A 16,993-nucleotide genomic window follows, 5' to 3' on the forward strand; every position below is an offset into this window, starting at 1 on the left:
CCCGCCCGGGACGCCGCGCGGGTTTTTTTACGTCTGTGCGGCGAACGCCAAGCGGGTTTTCAGGGCGCCGGCCGCCTCGGCCAGAGCGGCCTCGAAGTCTGGCCGCAGCGGGTGCTCGGTGCGCCAGCTCGGCCGGATCAGCGCCACATGGAACGGGATGCTCACAGCCAGCGGCCGCACCACCAGACCACCCTCGACCCCATTCCCAGCGAGCTCCAGCGCCGTCAGCGGGTTGACGATGCCCAGCCCCAGACCCTGTCGCACCAGGGCGCAGACCGACACCGCGCTGGGGGTTTCCAGCTTCAGGACGCGTTCGACGCTCGCTGCGGCGAACAGCGCATCCACCTGCTGCCGGTAGGGGTCGGCAGGCGCGAAGCTGATGAAGGGCTGGTCCGCAAAATCGGCCGGAGCCAGCACCGCCTTCTGCGCCAGCGCATGCCCCGCCGGCAGCACCGCCACCTCGTCGGCCACCAGCAGCGTGTCCAGCGTGCAGGCGGCCGGCGCCTCGTGACGCTCGGAGAGGCCGAGGTCGAAACGCTGCTCGGACAGCGCGGCCTCCAGTTGCGGCGACTCGATGGGCGTCAGGGCCACCGCCGCTTCGGGCTGTTTCAGGGCGAAGCGGCGCACCGCATCGGGCAGCAGGGCGTGCGAGAGCGCGGGCAGGCAGGCCAGCTGAAGTCGCCCGTGGGCGTAGCCCTTGAGCGCCACGGCCGTGGCGGCGATGCGCTCCAGCCCCACGTAGGACTGCTCCACCTCGTCCATCAGCGCCAGCGCCCGCACGGTGGGTTTCAGGCGCCCCCTCACCCGCTCGAACAGCGCGAAGCCCAGCACCTGCTCCAGCCGCGCCAGTTCGCGGCTGACCGTAGGCTGCGAGGTGTGCAGCAGCTCGGCCGCGCGCGTGACGTGGCCCGTGCCCATGACGGCTCGGAAGAAGTCGATCTGGCGGTGGCTGAGTTTCATATCAATTTTGAATTGATATCGAATTATCTGGCATTGATCAATATGACCATAACCGGGATCATCGACGCCCATGAACCCCTTTTCCGATGCCCTCCTCCTGTCCCTCGCCCGCGAGCACGGTACCCCGCTCTGGGTCTACGACGCCGCCACCATCCGCACCCGCATCGCCGAACTGCGCGCCTTCGACACCATCCGCTTCGCGCAGAAGGCCAACTCCAACATCCATCTGCTGCGCCTGATGCGCGAGCAGGGTGTGGTGGTCGATGCGGTCTCGCGCGGCGAGATCCTGCGCGCCCTGGCCGCCGGCTACACCGCCGACCTGGACGCGCAGGGCGCCTCGGGCATCGTCTTCACCGCCGATCTGTTCGACCACGCCACCCTGGCCACCGTGGTCGAGCACCGCGTGCCGGTCAACGCCGGCTCCATCGACATGCTGCACCAGCTGGGCGCGGTCTCGCCCGGCCACGCGGTCTGGCTGCGCATCAACCCCGGTTTCGGCCACGGCCACAGCAACAAGACCAACACCGGCGGCGAGCACAGCAAGCACGGCATCTGGCACGCCGAGCTGGACGATGCGCTGGCGGCCGTGAAGCAGCACGGCCTGACGCTGGTGGGTCTGCACATGCACATCGGCTCCGGCGTGGACTACGCCCACCTGCAGGAGGTCTGCCAGGCCATGGTGCAGCTCGTGAAGCGTGCCGGCACGGACCTGCAAGCCATCTCGGCGGGCGGCGGCCTGTCCATCCCCTACCGCGAAGGCGAGCCGCGCATCGACACCGCGCACTACTTCAGCCTCTGGGACCATGCGCGCCGCTCCATCGCCGCCCACCTGGGCCACGCGGTGCACCTGGAACTGGAGCCCGGCCGCTTCCTGGTGGCCGAGGCCGGCGTGCTGGTGACCGAGGTGCGAGCCACCAAGCCCATGGGGTCGAACCGATTCACCCTGGTGGATGCCGGCTTCTCCGACCTGATGCGTCCCTCCATGTACGGCGCCTTCCACGGCATGGGCCTGATCCCCGCCGACGACACGCCGCGCGCCACGGTCGAGACCGTGGTGGCCGGCCCGCTGTGCGAATCGGGCGATGTGTTCACCCAAGCCGAGGGCGGTGTGGTGCTGACGCGCGCGCTGCCGCAAGCGAAGGTCGGCGACCTGCTGGTGCTGCACGACGCCGGCGCCTACGGCGCCTCCATGTCCAGCAACTACAACAGCCGTCCGCTGGCGGCCGAGGTGCTGGTGGACGGCGACAGCCACCGCCTGATCCGCCGCCGCCAGACGGTCGACGAGCTGCTGGCGCTGGAACAGGTTTGAGAGAATCACGGGTTTTCCAGAACATCCACGGGAACACACCATGAGCCTCAAAGAGAAGATCACCGACGACATGAAGGCCGCGATGCGCGCCAAGGACAGCGAGCGCCTGGGCACCATCCGCCTGCTGACCGCGGCCATGAAGCAGAAGGAAGTGGACGAGCGCATCGAGCTGGACGACGCGGCCGTGATCGCCGTCATCGACAAGATGGTCAAGCAGCGCAAGGACTCGATCACCGCCTTCGAACAGGGCGGCCGCGCCGACCTGGCGGCCAAGGAAGCGGCCGAGCTGGTGGTGCTGGAGGCCTACCTGCCGGCCCGCCTGTCGGCCGACGAAATCGCCGCCGAGGTCCAGGCCATCGTGAGCGCGCTGGGCGCGAAGGGCCCGGGCGACATGGGCAAGGTCATGGGTGCCGTCAAGGCCAAGCTGGCCGGCAAGGCCGACATGGGCCAGGTGTCCGCCGCCGTCAAGGCCGCGCTGGCAAGCTGACAGGACGCTGAACACCCGGCGGCCTTTCAGGGTAAACCGGGTCAGGCTGGCGACAGCTGCGTTCCTACACTCGCGGCACTTTTCCGGAGGTGCCCCATGCGAGTTCTGTTCTCCCGTCTGACCCTGGCCCTCGGCCTGTGCGCCGCCGGCTTGGCGCTGGCCCAGGCGCCAACCGCCCAGCCGGTGCGCATTGGCGTCATCGGCCCGTTCAGCGGCCCCTCGTCCGACTTCGGCAACCCCATGCTGCACGGCGTGCAGCTGGCGGTCGAAGAGATCAACGCCGTCGGCGGCTACCTGGGCCGCCCGCTGGAGCTGGTGGTCAAGGACGACCAGGGCAACCCGGACGTGGGCCTGAAGGGCTCGCAGGAGCTGGCCAAGGAAGGCGTGATCGCCACCATCGGCTTCTGCAACACCGGCGTGGCCGCCAAGTCGCTGGACGTATTCCAGAACGGTCAGCTGCCGCTGATCATCCCCTGCGCCACCGGCACGCCGCTGACAGCCAAGTTCCCGGCGCCGCAGAGCTACATCTTCCGCACTTCCGCGCGCGACGCGATCCAGGCGCCCTTTGTGGTCGGCGATCTGGTCAAACGCGGCTGGACCAAGGTCGCGATTTTTGCCGACACCACCGGCTACGGCGAAGCCGGCATGAAGGACGTGGAGGCGGCGCTGGCGGCCAAGCAGCTCAAGCCGGTGCATGTGGCGCGCTTCCCGCTGGGCGTGAAGGACCTGGACAAGGAGCTGGCCGCCGCGCGCGACGCCGGCGCCAATGTGGTGTTCAGCTACACCGTCGGACCGGAGAACGCGACCATCGCCAACGGCATGCGCGACCTCAAGTGGGACGCGCCGCAGGTCGGCGCCTGGCCGCTGTCCTTTCCGTTCTTCATCGACGGCGCCAAGGCCGCGGCCGACGGTGCGCTGATGGCCCAGACCTTCATCGCCGAGCCGAGCAACGAGCGCCGGGCCGCCTTCCTCACCGCCTACCAGCGCAAGTACAAGCACAAGATCGCCGTGCCCATGGCGGCGGCGCAGTCCTACGACAGCACCTACCTGCTGACCTACGCGCTGTTCTCGATCCGCGACGGCAAGTTCACCGGCCCGGCCGTCAAGTCCGCGCTGGAAAACATCACGCGCGTGTACTACGGCGTGGTCTCGACCTACGAGAAGCCCTTCAGCACCGACGACAAGGACGCGGTCACGCCCAACATGCTGGTCATGGGCAAGGTGAAGAACGGCGCCGTGACCTTCGCCTACCCGGAAGACGCGCGCCGCAACCTGGTGGTGCAGCGCAAGAAGTGACATCGGACCGCTAGGATCGGGCGAGGATCAGCGCCGTGCCGGCCACCGCCAGCGCCGCCCCGAGCCAGGCCCTCGCGGCCGGCCGCCGGCGGTAGACCGCCCACAGCAGGGGCAGCAGCAACACCGGCGTGACCGACGAGAAGATCGCGACCAGGCCGGCCTGGCCGTGGCGCATGGCATAGAGGATCAGGGTCATACCCAGCGCCATCGCCACGGCAGCACTCAGGAAGGTCAGCAGTGCATCGCGCACACGCAGTGGCTGTTTGGCCCGAGCGCCCGGCCAGCCCGAGGCCAGCAGCAGGCCGTGCGCCGCCAGCGCCAGGCTCATGCGCACCGCCGAGGCGCTGACCGCGTCGATGCCGGTGGCCATCAGCGGCTTGAGCATCAGCGTCGCGACCGACTGGCACAGGGCCGCGACCAGGCCCAGCCCCACGCCGATCAGCAAGCGGCCGCGCGTCTGTTCCCAGCCGTGCGACTCGTCCTCGCGTTTGCCCCAGAGCACGGCCATCATCACGCCGCCCACCAGCAGCGCACTGCCCACCAGTGCCCAGCCCTGGATCAGCTCGCCGAGGAACAACCAGGCCAGCAGCGCCGAGAACATCGCGTGGGTGGCGAACAGCACGCCCGAGCGGCGCGGGCCGAGGCGGTTCATGCAGGCGAACAGCGCGGTGTCGCCGATGAAGATGCCGACCACACCCGAGAGGCCCAGCAGGCCGACCGCAGCGGCGTCCAGATCGCGCCAGCCGCCACCGGCCAAGGCCAGCGCCCAGAGGATCGCGCTGGCGAACAGCATGCGCCAGCGGCTGAAGGCAAACGCCCCCAGGCGCTGCGCCGGCGGCGCGGAGAAGAGACTGGACACCGCCCAGCTGGCGGCGGCCACGACCGCGAGCGCCTCGGGCCTCAAGCGATGCAGCGCAGGGCCGCCCCAAGCTGTATCAGCCCACTCGGGGGGCAGCGACCCGCGCAGCGGCAGAGCGTGGGGGCCATGGCCTAGCTCCCGGCGACCTTCATGCGGTTGATCAGGATCGAGCCGACCGTCTTGGAACCGTAGTTGTAGGCATCGGCGCCCACCGCCTCGATGCCCTTGAGCATGTCCTTGAGGTTGCCGGCGATGGTGATTTCCTGCACCGGGAACGCAATCTCGCCGTTCTCGACCCAGTAGCCCGACGCGCCGCGCGAGTAATCGCCGGTCACGTAGTTCACACCCTGGCCCATCAGCTCGGTGACGAACAGGCCGCGACCCAGCTTCTTCAGCATGGCGTCCAGGGTGTCGCCCGACTGCGTCAGGCGGCTGGACAGCGTGAGGTTGTGCGATCCGCCGGCGTTGCCAGTGGTGCGCATGCCCAGCTTGCGCGCCGAGTAGGTGGAGAGGAAGTAGCCCTGCACCTTGCCGGCCGACAGCACCTTGCGGCGCACCGTCTTCACGCCTTCGTCGTCGAACGGCGCACTGCCCTTGCCGCCCACGATGTGCGGGTCCTCGACGATGTCCAGGTGCGGCGCCATCACCTTCTTGCCCAGGCTGTCGGCCAGGAAGGTGGTCTTGCGGTAGAGCGCACCGCCGCTGGTGGCCTGCACGTAGGCGCCCAGCAGTCCGGCGGCCAGCGGCGACTCGAACAGCACCGGGCATTCGATGGTCGGGATCTTGCGGGCGTTCAGGCGCGAGAGAGCACGCTCGGCGGCGTAGCGGCCCACGGCTTCGGGCGTGGCCAGGTCCTGCGGCGCGCGCACCGAGCTGTACCAGTAGTCGCGCTGCATGTGGGCGCCCCGGCCGGCGATCGGCGCCACCGACAGGCTGTGGCGCGAGCTGGCGTAGCCGCCGCTGAAGATGCCGGGCTTGCCGCGCTCGCCGCCGCGCATGTGGGCGGTGAAGAAGTGCGACTGCTGGGCCGAGACGCTCGCGCCCTCGCTGTTGCTGATCTTCTTGCTGGTGGCGAACGCCGCCTGTTCGCAGGCCAGCGCGAGGCGCACCGCCTCATCGGACGTGATGGCCCAGGGGTGGAACAGGTCCAGGTCGGGGTAGCGGTCGGCGATGTCCTCGGGGTCGGGCAGGCCGGCCACCGGGTCCTCGGCGGTGAAGCGCGCAATGTCGTAGGCGGCCTGCACCGTCTGGCGCACCGCCCCGGGCGAGAAGTCGGAGGTCGAGGCGTTGCCGCGGCGGCGGCCCAGATAGACCGTCACGCCCAGCGACTTGTCGCGGTTGCGTTCGACATTCTCCAGCTCGCCCTTGCGCACGCTGACGTTCAGGCCAGCGCCTTCCGAGACCTCGGCGGCCGCGTCCGCCGCCCCGAGACGCTTCGCTTCGGCCAGCGCAAGGTCCACCACCTCCTCGAAGCGGCTGCGCGAATACTGGAACCCGGCCAACGGTGCGGAGGGATCGGACGGGGTGGAAACGGGAGCGGTGGGGGTGTTTTTCATGTCGGCGGCTATGATACTTGCCGCCCTCTTTCCCCCTTCCCCATGTCCCGCAAACCCACAAAAGGCTACTTCGTCCGCGGCCATTTCGTCGCCATCGGCAGCGAACTGGACCTCGAACTCAAACGCGAACTCAAGGGTTCGGTCGACATGAGCAAGACCGACCTCAAGAAGCACAGCGACCACCTGCAGTCGCTGGGCGAGAGCCTGCTGACGCTGCGCAGCGACCTCATGACCCGGCTGCGCGAGCAGCACGAGGGCATCGACGACAAGCTGATCGACGCGCTGGTCGAGGCCAAGCGCATCACCAACTTCGAGGGCAAGCGCCGCCAGATGCAGTTCATCGGCAAGCTCATGCGCAAGCTGGACGAGGGCACGGTCGCCGCCATCGAAGCGGCGCTCGAAGAACAGCGCAAACCCTCGGCCCGCGAAACCCTGGCCCTGCACCAGGCCGAGCAGTGGCGCGACCGCCTGATCGCCGACGACGGCGCGCTCACCGACTGGATGCAGGCCGCGCCCGAAACCGACGTGCAGCCGCTGCGCGCCCTGATCCGCCAGGCCCGCAAGGATGCCCAGGGCGTGACCGAACGCCCCGGCGAGGCCCAGCGCCACGGCAAGGCCTACCGCGAGATCTTCCAGCTGGTGCGCGCCGCGCTGAGCCGCGACGACACCGACGAACCCACCTCTTCAGAAGACGACCATGAGTGAATCCTTCGACCCGGTGCGCATCGGCATCGTCTCCATCAGCGACCGCGCCAGCACCGGCGTCTACGAAGACAAGGGGCTGCCGGCCCTGCGCGAGTGGCTGGGCAAGGCGCTGAAGAACCCGATCACCTTCGAAGAACGCCTGATCCCCGACGAGCAGGCGACCATCAGCCAGACCCTGATCGAACTGGTCGACGCCGGCTGCGCCCTGGTGCTGACCACCGGCGGCACCGGCCCCGCCAAACGCGACGTGACGCCCGAGGCCACCCTGGCCGTGGCGCACAAGGAAATGCCCGGTTTCGGCGAACAGATGCGCCAGATCAGCCTGGCCTTCGTGCCCACGGCGATTCTCTCGCGCCAGGTCGCGGTGATCCGCGACAGCAGCCTGATCATCAACCTGCCGGGCCAGCCCAAGGCCATCGCCGAGACGCTGGAAGGCGCGAAAAACGCCGACGGCAGCACGCGCGTCAACGGCATCTTCGCCGCCGTGCCCTATTGCATCGACCTGATCGGCGGGCCTTACCTCGAAACCAACGATGACGTGATCAAGGGTTGGCGTCCGAAAACCGCCGTTCGCCCGGCGCGCTGACATCCATCGCGGGGCCCATCACGCCCCGCAGACAACAACGCTTCGGGGGGAAGCATGCCGGTTTATCGCTGCAACAAATGCGGCCACGTGAGCGAATCGGGTGTCGCCGGGACGCAGGTGGCCTGCGCCGTCTGCCAGGCGCCGTGTTCGGTGTTCGACACGGTGTTCTATGTTCAGAAGCTGATCGAACGCTACGCCGCCGCCATGCGGGAGATCCGGGCCCTGCAGGCAGATGAGCGGCAGGCCGCCGACGGTGACCCGAATGCGGGCCAGCCCGCTCAGCAGGAAGAACCTGACGGGGACACCGACACGGAAAACTTTGCAACGGCCGCCCAGCACGCGCCCATCGAGCGCTGGCTCAAGGCCAAACAGATTGAAGCCCGCTTCGATCACAGCAATGTGGACACCAGCGGGTATTTCGATGAAGCCGCCCAGCAACTGGGGAAAAACCATGCGCTGTTTGGCGAGCTGATCCAGCGCGTCACCTGGTCCTACCGCAAGAGCCACACCGGGCTGAACATCGATCTGACCGGCGTCGCGCAGAAAGACGTGCTGGCACTCACGACGCTCTGCCGCCAGTTCTACAGCCACACCCTGTTTGCCCGATACCAGTATCAGAAGCAGGAAAAGGTCATCCGGCTTTCACTCCAGCCCGCGCCCAAGGTCAGGCAGTTCTTTGAAGGCGCCTGGCTCGAGTGGTTCGCGCTGCTGGAGCTGGTGGACCACCTCAAAGCGAGAAAGCTGGGTTTTTCCTGCGCCCGTGGTGTGGAGGTCCTTTTCCCCAACGAGGACATGCACGAACTGGATGTCGTGGTGCTGCCCTCCGGTCAGAATCCCATCTGCATCGAGTGCAAGACAGGTGAGTTCCGGCGCGAGATCGACAAGTACCAGCGCCTTCGCAAGCGTCTGGGAGTGGAACGGAGCCGCTTCATCATCTGCGCCACCGACATCACGGAAGAACAGGCTGTCAGCCTCACGGCCATGTACGACCTCACCTTTGTGAACCCGGCCTCTCTTGCGCGCCATCTGAACAGCCTTGTCTGAAACCCTGCCATTCCATCCCATGAACATCACCAAAGACACCGTCGTCACCCTCACCTTCCGCGCCAGCGATGCCAGCGGCAAGCTGCTCGAAGATGGCAAGACGCCGCGCAGCTACCTGCATGGCGGCTATGGCAACACGCTGCCGGGCATCGAGACGGCGCTCGAGGGCCAGGCGGCCGGTTACCAGACCACCGTGAAGCTCGCGCCGGCCGATGCCTTCGGCGAACGCGACGAGTCGCTGGTCACCACCATTCCGAAGAAGGACTTCCCGCCCGGCGTCAAGGTGGGCGGCCAGCTCGAAGGCCACGACGACCAGGGCCGGCACCAGGTGTTCACGGTCGTGAAGATCAAGGGCGACACCGTGCACCTGGACGGAAACCACCCGCTGGCCGGCCAGACGCTGACCTTCCAGCTCAAGGTGCTGGACGTCAAGGCTGCGAGCGCCGAAGAGATCGCCCACGGCCACGCCCACGGTGCGCACGGCCACCACCATTGAGTCGCCGATCCCCGCTGACCGCCTCCCTCGATTTCCCGGACACCGCGCCGGGAGCCCTGCCCGGCGCCCGGCTGCGGCTGCGTTTTGAACAACCGCTCGCGGTGATCGAGGCCTGGTCGCTGGACCAGGTGCGGCCAGCCATCGAGCAAGTGCAGGCTCATGCGGCGGCGGGTCGCTGGTGCGTCGGCGGGCTGGCCTACGAAGCAGCACCGGCGTTCGACCCGGCACTGCCCGTGTGGCCCGCCGACCCCCGCTGGCCGCTGGTCTGGTTCGGCGTCTACGACGCCCCTCTGGATGTCCCCGCCGGTGAACCACCAGCCCCGGTCCCGGTGGACTGGCGCATGGACTGGGACCGCCCGCGCTACCTGAAGCAGGCCGACACCGCTCGCCAGGCCATGGCGGCCGGCGAGTGTTACCAGATCAACCTCACCACGGTCCAGCAGGGCACTCTGGGAGGAGACCCCGCGGGCTGGATGGATGCGCTGCGGCACCACCAGGGCAGCGGCTACCTGCTGCGGCTGGGCGATGGGGAGCGCCAGGTGCTCAGCGCCTCGCCCGAGCTGTTCTTTGACTGGCAACCCGGCCCGCAGGGCGGGCGCCTGTGCTGCCGCCCGATGAAGGGCACGGCCGCGCGCGAGAGCGACCCGGTGCTCGACCGGGCCGCGCGCGAGGCGCTGCAGGCCAGCGACAAGGAGCGGGCCGAGAACGTGATGATCGTGGACCTGCTGCGCAACGACATGGGCCGCCTGGCCCAGACCGGCAGCGTGCGCGTGGACCGCCTGCTGGAGGTGGAGGCCTGGCCCACCGTGTGGCAAATGACCTCCACCCTCACCGCCTCCGCCCTGCCCGACACCACCCTCGGTGATGTGCTGACCGCACTCTTTCCCTGCGGCAGCGTCACAGGCGCGCCCAAGCGCCGCGCCATGCACCACATCGCCGCGCTGGAAGACGCGCCACGTGGCTTCTACTGCGGCGCCCTCGGCGTGGTGCGGCCGGGCGGCCACGCCACCTTCAACGTGCCAATCCGCACCGTCTGCCTGCACCGGCCGGGCTCCGGAGCCAGCGACGACGGCTGGCACGCCCGCTACGGCGTCGGCAGCGGACTGACCGTGTGCGCCGACCCGGCTGCCGAATGGAGAGAACTCATGACCAAGAGCCGCCACCTGCACCGCATCGGCGAGCCGTTCGATCTGCTGGAAACCCTGCGCCTGGAGCACGGCCGCTACTGGCTGCTGCCGCACCACCTCGACCGCCTGCGCGAGAGTGCGGCCCACTTCGGCCACGTGTTCGATCCGTCGGCGGTGGACAGCGCGCTGGAAGCCGTGCGCCAGGCGCATCCCCAGGGTCTGTGGCGCGTGCGCCTGCTGCTGGATGCTTCGGGCCGGGTCGAGGCGCAGGCCTACGCCATGATCGAGACCGCGTCGCCCGTGCGGGTGGGGCTGGCACCCTCGCCGCTGAACACCGAAGAAGCGCTGCAGGAGTTCATCCTGCACAAGACCACGCGGCGCGCGCACTACGAGGCGCTGGCGCCCACCGACCCCGCCGTGTTCGACCACCTGCTGTTCAACCAGCGCGGCGAGCTCACCGAGTTCACCCGCGGCAATGTGGCCATTCAGCTGGACGGGCAGTGGTGGACGCCGTCACTGGACTGCGGCCTGCTGCCCGGCACCTACCGGCGCGAGCTGCTGGCCCAGGGCCGGCTGCAGGAGGCGGTGATTCCGGTGCAGCAGCTGGCGCAGGCCCAGGGCCTGGCCTTCTTCAACGGCCTGCGCGGCTGGCTGGACGCAGCACTCGACCCGGCGCCGACACCCGGCTGATCACTTGCCGACCAGCTGGTTGAGCTTCTCGGCCTCGAAACACTCGGTCTTGGCGGCGTCGGCCGGCACACAGTCCTTCTGAGCCAGCGACAGCTTCTCAATCGCCTGCCACAGCAGCGCGATCTGGTGCTCCTGCCCGGCGGCACTGTCGATCAGGCTGCGCATGGCCTGCGACAGCGGGTCGTCTTCCTGCGTGATGCCGTAGGCGCTGAACTTGGGTTTGGCCTCTTCGGTCACGTCGGCGCTGGCGCCCTGCTTGCTCTGGATGATGCGCGCCGGGATGCCCACGGCGGTGGCACCCGCCGGCACCGGCTTGATCACCACCGCGTTGCTGCCGATCTTGGCGCCGTCGCCCACCTCGAAGCCGCCCAGCACCTTGGCGCCGGCGCTGACCACCACGTCCCGGCCCAGCGTCGGGTGGCGCTTGGTGCCCTTGTACAGCGAGGTGCCGCCCAGGGTCACGCCCTGGTAGATGGTGCAGCCGTCGCCAATCTCGGCGGTCTCGCCCACCACCACGCCCATCGCGTGGTCGAAGAACACGCGCTCGCCCAGCTTTGCGCCGGGGTGGATCTCGATCCCGGTGAGGAAGCGCGCGATGTGCGAGATGAACCGCCCCGGCCACTTGAGGCCGTGCGTCCAGCACCAATGCGCCGGGCGGTGCAGCCAGACGGCGTGCAGGCCCGGGTAACAGGTGATCACTTCCCAGGTGCTGCGCGCGGCGGGGTCGCGCTCGAGGATGCACTGGATGTCGGATCGGATTCTGGCAAACATGGGGCCGGGAGTATGTAAACGGGGAATCAGTCTAGCGCTTCGCGCGCTCGGCCGTTTGCAGCATCGCCTTGGCGACACCGCGCAGGATGTGGATTTCCTCCGGTGTCGGTTGCGCCCGGTTGAACAGCGCGTTCAGCCGCGGCATCAGCTTTTTGGGCGCGGCGGGGTCGAGGAAATCGACCGCCACCAGGGCCTGCTCCAGGTGGCCCAGCATGCCGGCCACCGCCGCCGCATCGGCGGCCGGGCGCTGGGGCGTGGTCGCCGGCAGCGCAAAACCGCCCAGCGCCTGGCGCCAGTCGTAGGCGATCAGCTGCACCGCGGCGGCGAGGTTGAGCGAGCCGAAGCCTTCGCTGGTGGGGATCGACAGGCAGGCGTGGCAGCGGTAGACGTCCTCGTTGCGCATGCCGAAGCGCTCCGACCCGAACAGGAAGGCCACGCCTTCGGGCTGCACCGCGTCCGGCGCGGCGGTCCCGGCCAGGAACTGCGCAAAGTGTTCGCGCGGCGCCCTGGTGGGCGGGCCGAAGTCGCGCGGTGTCATGGCCGTGGCGCAGAGGTGGCTCACGCCCTCAAGCGCCTCGTCCAGCGTCTCGACGATGCGCGCTTTGGCCAGCACGTCGTTGGCGCCGCTGGCGCGCTGGATGGTCTCGTCCTTGCGCAGCACATTCGGCCAGCGCGGCGCCACCAGCACCAGATCGTCGAAGCCCATCACCTTCATGGCGCGGGCGGCGCCGCCCACATTGCCGGCATGGCTGGTCTGGATCAGGATGAAGCGGGTGCGCATGTCGGGTGAGCCGGTAAAATGACGGGTATTGTCGCCGCCCGCATCGCCGGACACCGCGCTCCCGTTCTTCCCCCTGCCCACGGCCGCTTTCTGCGGCGCCGTCAAGGAACACAATTCATGTCGTCCAACCTCCACCCCATGCTGAACGTGGCCATCAAGGCCGCCCGCGCCGCCGGCGCCATCATCAACCGCGCCGCCCTCGATGTCGAAACCGTGCGCGTGACCACCAAGCAGACCAACGATTTCGTGACCGAGATCGACCATGCGGCGGAGGCCGCGATCATCGAGACCCTGCTGACGGCCTACCCCGACCACGGCATCTGGGCCGAAGAATCCGGACGACGCGAAGGCAAGGGCCGCGACAAGAACCACGTCTGGATCATCGATCCGTTGGACGGCACCACCAACTTCATCCACGGCTTCCCGGTCTACTGCGTGAGCATCGCGCTCATGGTGAACGGCCGCATCGAGCAGGCTGTGGTCTACGACCCGACCCGCAACGACCTGTTCTGCGCGACCAAGGGCCGCGGCGCCTACCTCAACGACCGGCGCATCCGCGTCGCCAAGCGCACCACGCTGCGCGACTGCCTGATCTCCACCGGCTTTCCGTTCCGCCCGGGCGACGCGTTCCAGACCTACCTGCAGATGCTGGCCGACGTGATGCCCAAGTGCGCCGGCGTGCGACGCCCCGGCTCTGCCGCGCTGGACCTGGCCTATGTGGCGGCCGGTTTCTCTGACGGCTTCTTCGAGATGGGCCTCTCGCCCTGGGACGTGGCCGCGGGGGCGCTGCTGGTGACCGAGGCCGGTGGCCTGATCGGCAATTTCACCGGCGAGGCCGATTTCCTGGAGCAGCGCGAGTGCCTCGCCGCCAACCCGCGCATCTACGGGCAGTTGGTGGGCCTGACCGGCAAGTACAGCAAGTTCGCCAGCGCCGGCGACAAGGCCTCGGTGCGGCAGGCGGTTGCCAAGGCCCCGGAAGCCGCGAGCGAAGACACCCCGCCCTCGGAGCCCTCCGCACCGTTCTGACCGGGCCTCAGTCCATCGGCAGGGTCCACCAGAAGGTGGCCCCATGGCCAGGCCGGGCCTCGGCCCAGATGCGGCCGCCATGGCGCTCCAGCGTGCGCGCCACGATGGCCAGCCCCACGCCGGTGCCGCCCGGTGCATTGGCACCGGCGTGCAGGCGCTGGAACAATCCGAACAGTTTCTGGGCGTGTGCCATGTCGAAGCCCATGCCGTTGTCCCGGAGATAGAACGCCCGGCGCGCCGCATCGAAGCCCAGTTCGATCAGCGGCGACTCCAGGTGGCGCGAGTATTTCAGCGCGTTGTCCATCAGGTTGGACAGCAGCTGGCGCAGCAGCTTGGCATCACCCATCACCCGCGGCAGGGGATGCAACTGGACCCTGGCGTGGGGCACGCCCGGTGCCAGCGCCTCGGCCACCGAACGGGCCAGCGCGTTCATGTCGACCGACACCGGCTCGATCTCGACCCGCACCACGCGCAGCAGCTCCAGCATGTCCGTGATCATCTGGCCCATGTTGCGCGAGGCGCTGACGATGCGCTCGAACATCAGCCGCCCTTCCGGGCTCAGGCGCTCGCCGTCGGTTTCGCCGACGAGCGATGCGAACCCGTTGACCGAGCGCAGTGGCGCCCGCAGGTCGTGGGCGATCGAGTACGAGATGACCTCCATGTCGCGCATCGAGCGCTCCAGCTCGGCGGTGCGCTCGGCCACGCGCCGCTCCAGGCTGGCGTTGAGCGCGCGCACCTCCTCCTGCGCCGTGACCCGTTCGTGGATGTCCAGCAGCGTGCCCGACATGTAGAGCGGCCGGCCGGCCTCGTCGCGACGGTGCACCCGGCCGCGGTCGTTGAACCAGAGCCATGCGCCCCTTTTGTGGCGCATGCGCAGGTCGCAGTCGTAGACCGGTGTTCCGCCCCGCAGGTGGGCCTGCAGCAGCGACTGCGCCCGGCCAAGGTCGTCGGGGTGCACCAGCGCCTGCCAGGTCTCGCGCGTGGGCGGTTGCAGCTCCTCCAGGCGGTAGCCCAGCAGACCTGCCCAACGGTCGCTGTAGTGCGTGAGGCCGGTGGTGATGTCGAGTTCCCAGATGCCGGGGCCGGTGGCCTCCAGCACCCACTCCAGGCGCTGGCGCTCATCCCTCAGCGCCTCTTCGGCCTCGATGTAGGACGTGACGTCCGAGTAGGTGCGCACCATGCCACCGTCGGGCAGTGGCCGGTTGTGTATTTCCAGCGCACGGCCGTCAGATGTGCGGCGCATGTAGCGGTCGGGCACAGGTCCGGCATCGGCCTCGACATAGCGGCGCGCCCCTGGCTCAACCAGGCCGTAGTCCACACCAAAATCTCCGCGCGCCGTCTGGAAAGCGACGACCTCGTCCTGCGTGGGCTGCCGGGACATCAGCTCGTCGGGCAGGTCGAGCATCTCCAGCAGGCGCCGGTTGTAGACGGTCACCCGCCCCTGGGCATCCATCTTGGACAGGCCCTGGCTCATGGTGTCGAGCGTGACCTGCAGGGCCGAAGTCTTGTCGGCCAGCAAGGCGCTGGTGGCCTGCAGCTGCTGGCGGGAGCGCTGGCGCTCGTCGTGTCCGCGCCGGGCCAGCACCAGTTGCCGCACCGTGCCCAGCAGCGGCTGCAGGAACTCCACATCGTCCTCGCGGTAGCCGTCGGTGGCGTTGGCCAACCCCACCATGGCGATCAGCCGGCCACCGACCTCCAGCGGAATCCCCAGGAACGAGTGCATGGGCGGGTGGCCGTGCGGCAGCCCCCCCCGGCGCGCGTCGGTTTCCGGGTGGTTGGTGAGCACGGTCTCGCCGGTCAGCAGCGCGTGCCCGAACAGGGTCTTCAGATTGCGGAACTCCATGCCCGAGTCCATCTGCTCGGCGAACACACGCCTGGACGCCTCGTCCCAGGAGATGTCGGTGATCGCATGCGACTTGAGGTACGGCTGCCCTTGCGGGTCGTACAGCACCTCGCCCACGAAGCCGTAAGCGCTGTTCGTCACCGACAGGAAGGCCTTGAGCAGCCCTTCGAAGGCCTGCCGCTTGTCGTCGGCTTCGATGTAGGCGGCCTGCGCCTGCCGCACAGCGTCCAGCATCCGGTGCTGCCGGTCGAGCGCCTGCGCGGCCTGGCGGGCCTCGGTCACATCGTGGACATAGCCGTGCCACAGCACCGAACCATCCGGCTGCGCCTGCGGCAGGCCTTCCGCACTGCACCAGCGCGTGCCCTTGCCCGGATGGCTGACCCGGAACGCCGTGCGCCAGGGAACCAGCCGTTTCGTGGAATCCCATATCGAGTGCGCCATGGCCTGCTGGTCGTCCGCATGCACCCGGCTGAACAGGATTCGTCCGTCCCGGTACAGCCGCTCGGGCGTCAGGTCGAACAGGTCGCGCACCATGTCGCTGACAAACTCGAAGCTGCCCCAGCCCTTGACGGGCATGCGCGACTGGAACACCACGCCGGGCACCCGGGCCGTGATGTGCTGCAGCAACTGCAGCTGCTTCACATGGGCGTCGATGGCCTCGCGCTGGGCCGTGATGTCCTGCACCACACCAAAGTCGGTCTGGGGAATGCCCTTGACGGCGGTCTGGCTGATGCGGGTGCGCATCCAGCGCATCGCGCCATCCGGCCGGGTCCACCGGAAATCCAGCTCGCGCCCGTCGCGCGCCGCTCGGGCCTCCAGCCAGGCCGGCATGTCGTCGGGATGGATGCCGCCACGTCCCACGGTGCGCTCCAGCGTCGTGGCCGGTGCAAGACCGGTGATCTCGAACAGACCGGGTGAGAAGTTCACCGTGTCGTCGTCGTGTGCATTGGTCCAGTGACCGACCATGGCCAGCTTCTCGATGGCGGCATGCAGCTCCACCTGGTGCTGCAGGTCCAGGTTGGCGGCCCGCAGCTCCTTCTGGGTCCGGTCGCGCTCCTTTTCAGGCGCCACCTCATGGCTGATGTCCAGCAGGTACACCAGCAGCAGCTCGTCCCCGCCGAGCATCGAGGTGTGCAGGCGCAGGTGGCGCGCGCGGCCGTCGATCATCACCGTGCAACGGGGTTTGTCCTGCTCCTTGAGCGAGTCGAGATAGGCTTGGCGCTGGGTGGCGTCGGGCCACAGCCCCAGTTCGATGGTGGAGCGTCCGATGGCCTGGTCACGGGCGATGCCCGAAAGGGCTTCCCACGCCTGATTGACCGCCACCAGACGGCCATCCGCGCGCCGGGACAGCGAGGCAGCGAACGGGGCGTCTTCGAACATCTGCTCGAACGGCAGGGGCATGACCGCAGCGGACAAACCGGTTCCGGACGGGTACGCGCTGGTGGACGGCGGCATGT

Annotated in this window: 15 protein-coding genes; 9 read left to right on the plus strand and 6 right to left on the minus strand. The window is 68.7% G+C overall.

All coding sequences use genetic code 11. The features are described from left to right. Window positions 1-27 precede the first annotated feature (27 nt). Window positions 28-960 (minus strand): LysR family transcriptional regulator, encoded by a 933-nt coding sequence (locus HPF_RS18430; RefSeq protein ID WP_133157459.1) that lies wholly within the window; start codon window positions 958-960, stop codon window positions 28-30. A 70-nt stretch (window positions 961-1,030) separates the two neighbouring features. On the opposite strand from HPF_RS18430, the gene lysA reads away from it, so the two are divergent. From lysA to HPF_RS18445, 3 genes are all read left to right on the plus strand, one after another. Beyond that, window positions 1,031-2,269, plus strand: coding sequence for a diaminopimelate decarboxylase (gene lysA, locus HPF_RS18435; RefSeq protein ID WP_133157460.1), 1,239 nt, complete (start codon window positions 1,031-1,033; stop codon window positions 2,267-2,269). 40 nt (window positions 2,270-2,309) lie between these two features. After that, window positions 2,310-2,756, plus strand: a complete 447-nt coding sequence (locus HPF_RS18440; RefSeq protein WP_066157959.1) for a GatB/YqeY domain-containing protein — start codon at window positions 2,310-2,312, stop codon at window positions 2,754-2,756. A 96-nt stretch (window positions 2,757-2,852) separates the two neighbouring features. Then, a complete protein-coding gene (locus HPF_RS18445; protein ID WP_133157461.1) occupies window positions 2,853-4,052 on the plus strand; it encodes an ABC transporter substrate-binding protein in 1,200 nt (399 codons plus the stop codon). A gap of 10 nt (window positions 4,053-4,062) precedes the next feature. Here the strand turns inward: HPF_RS18445 and HPF_RS18450 are convergent, their stop codons facing one another. Then, on the minus strand, window positions 4,063-4,932 hold the full coding sequence (locus HPF_RS18450; RefSeq protein ID WP_243721616.1) for a DMT family transporter: 870 nt from the start codon (window positions 4,930-4,932) through the stop codon (window positions 4,063-4,065). A gap of 110 nt (window positions 4,933-5,042) precedes the next feature. After that, entirely contained in the window at window positions 5,043-6,467 is a 1,425-nt protein-coding gene (gene pmbA / locus HPF_RS18455; protein WP_133157463.1) for a metalloprotease PmbA, read from the minus strand. A 42-nt stretch (window positions 6,468-6,509) separates the two neighbouring features. Between pmbA and yjgA the strand changes: the two genes are divergently transcribed. The 5 genes from yjgA to HPF_RS18480 are packed head-to-tail and all read left to right on the plus strand — an operon-like array spanning window position 6,510 to window position 11,115. Next, complete coding sequence (gene yjgA, locus HPF_RS18460; protein ID WP_066157948.1) at window positions 6,510-7,172, plus strand: ribosome biogenesis factor YjgA; 663 nt, start codon at window positions 6,510-6,512, stop codon at window positions 7,170-7,172. Next, window positions 7,165-7,758, plus strand: coding sequence for a molybdopterin adenylyltransferase (gene mog, locus HPF_RS18465; RefSeq protein ID WP_066157945.1), 594 nt, complete (start codon window positions 7,165-7,167; stop codon window positions 7,756-7,758). Before yjgA ends, mog begins: the two co-directional genes overlap by 8 nt. Window positions 7,759-7,812: 54 nt before the next feature. After that, window positions 7,813-8,802, plus strand: coding sequence for a PDDEXK family nuclease (locus tag HPF_RS18470; protein ID WP_066157944.1), 990 nt, complete (start codon window positions 7,813-7,815; stop codon window positions 8,800-8,802). A gap of 19 nt (window positions 8,803-8,821) precedes the next feature. Next, window positions 8,822-9,298: an FKBP-type peptidyl-prolyl cis-trans isomerase gene (locus tag HPF_RS18475; protein ID WP_133157464.1), complete on the plus strand. Its 477-nt coding sequence runs from the start codon at window positions 8,822-8,824 to the stop codon at window positions 9,296-9,298. Then, a complete protein-coding gene (locus HPF_RS18480) occupies window positions 9,295-11,115 on the plus strand; it encodes a chorismate-binding protein (RefSeq protein ID WP_243721617.1) in 1,821 nt (606 codons plus the stop codon). The genes HPF_RS18475 and HPF_RS18480 overlap by 4 nt, the downstream gene beginning before the upstream one ends. Here HPF_RS18480 and cysE read toward each other — a convergent pair whose 3' ends face one another. Together cysE and HPF_RS18490 are read right to left on the minus strand one after the other, a co-directional pair. Continuing rightward, window positions 11,116-11,886, minus strand: a complete 771-nt coding sequence (gene cysE / locus HPF_RS18485; RefSeq protein ID WP_133157465.1) for a serine O-acetyltransferase — start codon at window positions 11,884-11,886, stop codon at window positions 11,116-11,118. It abuts the gene before it with no gap. Between the two features lie 31 nt (window positions 11,887-11,917). Further along, window positions 11,918-12,667 carry an RNA methyltransferase gene (locus HPF_RS18490; RefSeq protein ID WP_133157466.1) on the minus strand — a complete coding sequence of 250 codons (750 nt, stop codon included), beginning with the start codon at window positions 12,665-12,667 and terminating at the stop codon, window positions 11,918-11,920. 117 nt (window positions 12,668-12,784) lie between these two features. Here HPF_RS18490 and HPF_RS18495 point away from each other — a divergent pair, with 117 nt between their 5' ends. Then, complete coding sequence (locus tag HPF_RS18495) at window positions 12,785-13,693, plus strand: inositol monophosphatase family protein (protein ID WP_133157467.1); 909 nt, start codon at window positions 12,785-12,787, stop codon at window positions 13,691-13,693. Window positions 13,694-13,700: 7 nt separating this feature from the next. Here HPF_RS18495 and HPF_RS18500 read toward each other — a convergent pair whose 3' ends face one another. Then, window positions 13,701-16,937, minus strand: coding sequence for a PAS domain-containing protein (locus HPF_RS18500; protein ID WP_165961741.1), 3,237 nt, complete (start codon window positions 16,935-16,937; stop codon window positions 13,701-13,703). Window positions 16,938-16,993: the final 56 nt, after the last annotated feature.

The organism is Hydrogenophaga pseudoflava (assembly GCF_004353865.1).
Classification (GTDB): Bacteria; Pseudomonadota; Gammaproteobacteria; order Burkholderiales; family Burkholderiaceae_C; genus Hydrogenophaga; species Hydrogenophaga pseudoflava.